This window comes from Neisseria sp. HMSC070H10, from assembly GCF_001837635.1.
GTDB lineage: Bacteria > Pseudomonadota > Gammaproteobacteria > Burkholderiales > Neisseriaceae > Neisseria > Neisseria subflava_A.
This window is the reverse complement of sequence record NZ_KV833373.1, coordinates 1-5,266: the sequence shown is the minus strand read 5'-3', so window position 1 is coordinate 5,266 and position 5,266 is coordinate 1. Positions and strand designations below refer to the sequence as shown.

General features: G+C 50.3%; 2 protein-coding genes. Both read right to left on the bottom strand.

Going from position 1 to position 5,266, the window contains the following annotated elements; translation table 11 throughout:
- Window positions 1-188 precede the first annotated feature (188 nt).
- Window positions 189-3,023 carry a lactoferrin/transferrin family TonB-dependent receptor gene (locus HMPREF2606_RS05930; RefSeq protein WP_060975174.1) on the bottom strand — a complete coding sequence of 945 codons (2,835 nt, stop codon included), beginning with the start codon at window positions 3,021-3,023 and terminating at the stop codon, window positions 189-191.
- Window positions 3,020-5,104, bottom strand: coding sequence for a transferrin-binding protein-like solute binding protein (locus HMPREF2606_RS05925; RefSeq protein ID WP_049328591.1), 2,085 nt, complete (start codon window positions 5,102-5,104; stop codon window positions 3,020-3,022). Before HMPREF2606_RS05925 ends, HMPREF2606_RS05930 begins: the two co-directional genes overlap by 4 nt.
- Window positions 5,105-5,266: the final 162 nt, after the last annotated feature.

The window sequence follows — 5,266 nt, the reverse complement described above, 5'->3', positions numbered from 1 at the left end:
TTGGTGGGAATTTAGGGGATTTTGGGGGATTTTGTAAAGGTCTCAAACTGCCTTAGCATTGAATGTCCAGATTCCCGGAATGACGGTTTAGAAGTTACCCTAAACCTCAAAAAAAACCTGCACCTTAATCAGTTGGCGGTTTAGTCCGACTTTTGGGGTGCAGATCAAGCTTTCAGACGGTATTTCCTTTAAAACTTCATTTCAAGCGCGAGGCTGAAGTTCCTGCCCGGTGCGGCATACCTTCCATAGTTACTGTCGCCGCCGTGCCGGTTTGCCGTGCTTTCCGCAGTCTGGCGCAAGGATTCCCAAGTAACGTAGCGGTAGTTGCCGATATTGTAGATAGCCGCCCTCAAGGTCAGCCGTTTTTTCAGATTAAGATAGGCAGAAACATCTGCCGTCGACCAAGCAGACGACGCTCTTTTTGCCGAATATCGTTTTTGATCGCCTGCCAGATAAGCAAGTTCATCAGGGTTTTTCCCTTTGGAATAGGTCAGCATAATGTTTGCGCCCCATTTCCCCTCGGGCTGGTCGTATCCGAACCCCAAAACATAACGCGACGGCTGTACCGCATCCAAAGCATAGCTGCGGAGGGACAGTCCCGGCCGGTTGGATACCGATTTCGGTTTGATACGGTTGTACGCCAAAGTCGTGTACAAACCTTCGGGCAGTTTGTGATACACACCGTTCCAGTCGATTTTTCCCAAGATGTTGATGCCTTGGAGCGACATATTTTGGGCATTGTAATAATCGCGTATATCAATCTCTGTCAATTGTCCTGCCTGATTCGGCAATTTGGTTTTTTGATCGGCAACGGCAATCATATCGGTATAACGGTTGCGGAAGCTGCTGATTTCCAAAAAGCCGAAATCGCCCTTCCACTGCAAACCGATTTCGCGGTTGGCTGCCTTTTCCGATTTCAGGGCAGGACGCTGCCAGCCTTTCGGATAATCGTGATAAATGTCTATCCCGAAAAGTTCTTGGAAGGAGGGCGTTCTGAAGCCGCTGGAGGCGCGGTAAGACAAAGAAAAATGCCGGTTCGGTTTGAACACGATGCCGCTGTTCCACGAACGGTCAACATACCGCCCGCTGCGGACGAGTTCTTCCGACGTGGTAAAGTTTTGCCGGTCGTACCTGCCGCCCAAGCTGAAATCGAAATATTTGCCGATTGAAAAACGGTCGTTCAAAGAAATGTGGATATTGCTGCCGTTGATTTTTCTTGGCACGCATTTGCGGGAACGCAGGGTTTCGATGTAGCCGCAGACCGACCCTTCGACGACTTCGGGCTTACCCAAAAGATACTTGTCTCCCTTATCGGTGTAATCCGAGTATTCCGAAATCCTTGCCGCATTGTGGGAAAGCTGTTCGGGGCGGGAGATCGCTTTGGAAGCATCGTAACCGAAGCCCAAAGTCAGATGGTGTTTCGTCCATTTGTTTTTCAGCGACTTCTCAAACGAGGCATTCAAAACATTGTGCTGTTCGCGGTAGTGGAAACGGTCGCTGCTGTCGTAGGAATACGGCTTGTCTGCCGACGCGCGGCAGGATTTGTCCACGGCAGGATACACGGCGCAATTCAGCTTCAGCGTGTTGTTGTCGGTTGCCACGCCCTGTTTGTCAAACGACAACACCGCCTTGTCCGCCCAATTGTCAGAATACGCTTCGTTTTCATAACGGTACAGCAAACCCATACGGCGGCGGCGGTGATGTTCGTCTATAAATTTGGTGCGGGAATATTTCAAACCTATGCCCTTGACCCATTTTTCTTTGTTTTTATCCCACGCTTCTATATTCGGCACAAAATACAAGCCGTCGCGGAAATCGTTGCCGTCGTACACCCCGCTCTTGTCGCTAAACTTTTTCGCCTCGTCCGTACCGTAATACTGTTTTTCCGTCATATCGCGGATGTCGTAACGCTGTTTGGTATCCTCAAACACGCCGCCGACATAATGCCTGCCGCCGAAGCGGTAGCCCAGCTTGGCAAGCCACGAACCGCTGCGGTAATCCATCGGATCGGGCAATATCCTGCCGCCGCCTGTGTACGATTGGGCGGACAGGTTTTCGTGGCGCGCCTGCGCCTCCCGCACCATCGCTTCTTCTTCACTGTTTAAAGCCTGACCTTTTGAACGGCGTTCTTCCACCCAGCGGTTGAGCTGGTTTTTCAAATATTTCCCGTTGCCCGCCAATTTTGCCACAGGCTTGAGCTCACTCTCGCCCTCCGCCAGGAAATATTCCGCCTTTTTATTCGGACTCTGAATATCGTATGTCTGGCGGAACGCGTCCAAACGGTCTATGCCGTATTCCACCCCGTCCGCAATATCGCCGTGCGGGCGCGTTTCCCGCCCTTGGCGTTCGGTTCGGATTAACAGCCCTTCCCAACCGTCCTTACTGAAACCCGCGCCGAGCGACTTCATAAATTGGCGGTTTTTACTGCCGTAGGCGGTTTTTGCCTGTATCCCCCAACTTTTGCCGTCTGAAATCAGGTCTGCCGCCTCTTTGGTGCGGAGGGAGACTGCTCCGCCGAGCGCACCGCTGCCGTGATCGGAAGAACCGGCACCTTTGTCGATTTCTACCGTACCGACGTTTTCATATTCGATTTCGTTGATTGCACCGCTGCCGCCGCGTCCGCCGTATCCGCTCAATGCACCCTGCACGGTAAACGCCTGTATTTGGGCAACACCGTCGACCGAAACCGCCACACGGTTTTTATCCACGCCCCGTATCGAATAACCGCCGCTCGCGCCGTTACCTTGTTCGACGACGGCCACGCCCGGATCGTAGCGCGTCAGGTCGCGGATACCGAGTACCTGTTCTTTGTTCAACGTTTCCGACGTTTTGACGATTTTGCCCAAACCGGTCGCCTCTTTCGATCGCCGTCCCACTTTGGCGGCACGGACGGTAATCTCCTTCAATGATTGACTTTGCGCCGCATCAGATGCCGCCGTTTCGGGGTTTGCCGCATATGATGGGAAAGCGGCTGCAATGGCCAAGGCGGTCAGGGTAAGCGGGAATGTATGCCTTCTGTTCATCGTGTTGCCTCCTTGTCATCTTTCTTCGCACCAAATACCACACCGATTTTTTGTTGGGGTTCGGCAAAGCTGCCGCCCAATTCCGATGCATGAGGTCCGTAAAAGCCCCCTGTTACATGAAGGTTCTCGGCTTTAAACGGTTTGGAGGATGTTGCACCCCTGCCAAGCAGGTCGATACCTGTATCACGGGTACGTGCTGCTGCATGGAAACCGTTGTGCTCAATAATACCGTTTTCAATATAGAAGGCAGGTTCTACACCATTTTTCTCCATCAGGGTGCCGGAAAGGGACTTGTTGGCAAAGTTAACGTCGAATTCGGCTTTTGCCGCTTTATCCGCATGGTTATCCCATTGGATCGGCGCGCCGATACGGGCTTCCCATGAACCTCTATAGTGGACATTCCCAATTTTGGGGATGTCTGCCTCGGAAGTGCGGATACCTTTTATGAAAAGGTCGATATTCCTGTATGCAGAAGCGGGTTGGACAGGTGATTTTCCATCCGTGCCTACGCTTTCCGCGTTGTTTCCTTCATTTTTTCCTGCTGTATTTGCTTCCCCGTTATCTTCCTCTGCCGGCAACTCGGAAGAAGCATGACCGTCATCGGTATCATTTTCCAAACCGTCTTCACCGTCTTCAGGCTCTAAACTTTCATTTTCATCATCAGGTCCCGCGCCTTCATGATCGGAATCTTCGTCCTCTGTTGCAGTCGGTTTGACGACGGGACGGTCGGTTTGCATCCGTCCGATTTTCACATAGTTCAGAAAATCGCAGCAGGTTCGGATTGTCGTTTTCCTGCCGTCGGCAAGAACGATGGTTTGAGTATCTTTGACCAAGGAGATTTCACGCCCTTCGACAAGGAGTTTGTCAGGATGGGCAAAGTCGGGCATAGGCTCGGCAATAAACGGACGTGCCTTAGGATCGGCAGCTTCGTCGGCGGCAATTTTCAGCGAATCCAAGATTTTGGTATGCGTTTCAGACGGCACGGAGCTATTTTGTTTGCCTGCGAATACGCCGAATACGCTTTTGTCGTTGCTGATAAACCGTCCGGCAAGCTCTTCTCCGTTATCGCCGAAAAAACCGCCCTCAAGCCGCTGATCGGCATCGGCATGGAAAAACAAATGCTCCTTACCGGCATGTTTTTCCGCTAAATCAGGATTGACCTTGGCACTGCCGATAAAGCGGTTGCCGTCCAATTTTGCAGTAATGTTGTAAATGATCAGCGGCTTTTTAGGTTCATCTGGATTATTCTTATTTTGCACATACTGATTTTTAATCAACTTACCTTCCAGGTTTTTTTTGTCGAAATTAACCGTATATTCGGCAGGATGTTTTTCCCTGTCGTCGGCATCCCTAGCCGCATAAGAAGTTGCACCAATATTATTACCATAATATGTGTTATAACCCAAATTCTCACTGGCAACCGCCTGACCTGTCCGATGACGTTTGGCATCGGTCATATATTGCCAGTTACCGGAATATTTCACCGTTCCCGCGCTCGGTAAAGATTGGGAGGGATGTTCTCCGGAATAATATACAAACCCGTCATAACCAAACCGGTGGGTAAACCGCTTACCACCTGAGTTCTGTTTGATTTCGTCTTCTCCTGTTTGAGTATAAACATATCCGGCCCGGACATATTTATATTGATACACAGCATCTTTTGAATCGGACGTGTAGATTTGTGCATTAGGATGCCGTCCTTTGATTTCCTTTTTAAGTTTGTCGACCTGTTCTTGCGGCGTACCGTCTAAAAACAGGATATCCTCCTCTTTAAGCGGCAGATACTCCTCTGCCTGATGCTTATCGGGAATTTCCGTACCGTCTTTGTTATAAAAAGCAATATTCCGCCTTGGCAACCGCATTGCCGCACCGACGGCGGGCTGGTTGACCGGCGTGGTTTCTATAGAAGGTTTGGCAGGAGCCGGAGCAGGAATATCCTCAGGCTTGGAAGGTTTGGAATCTGACGGGGTTTGCGCGGTCGGCGTTGATTCGACAACAGGCTGCACGCCGAAATTGCCGCCGATACAAGATGCCAAAAGTAAGGGCAACAAGACAATGCCGCCATAATTCGGTTTACACATCCCTACTTTTCCTCTATTTGATTAATAATAATTATCATTATATTAATATGCACAGATAATATCAACCCGAGACCTTTGCAAAAAAGCCCTTCCTTCGACAGCTGAAACTCCAAACACAGGTTTTCGTCTATTTCCGCTCCTAATTACTCCTGATTTTACCCA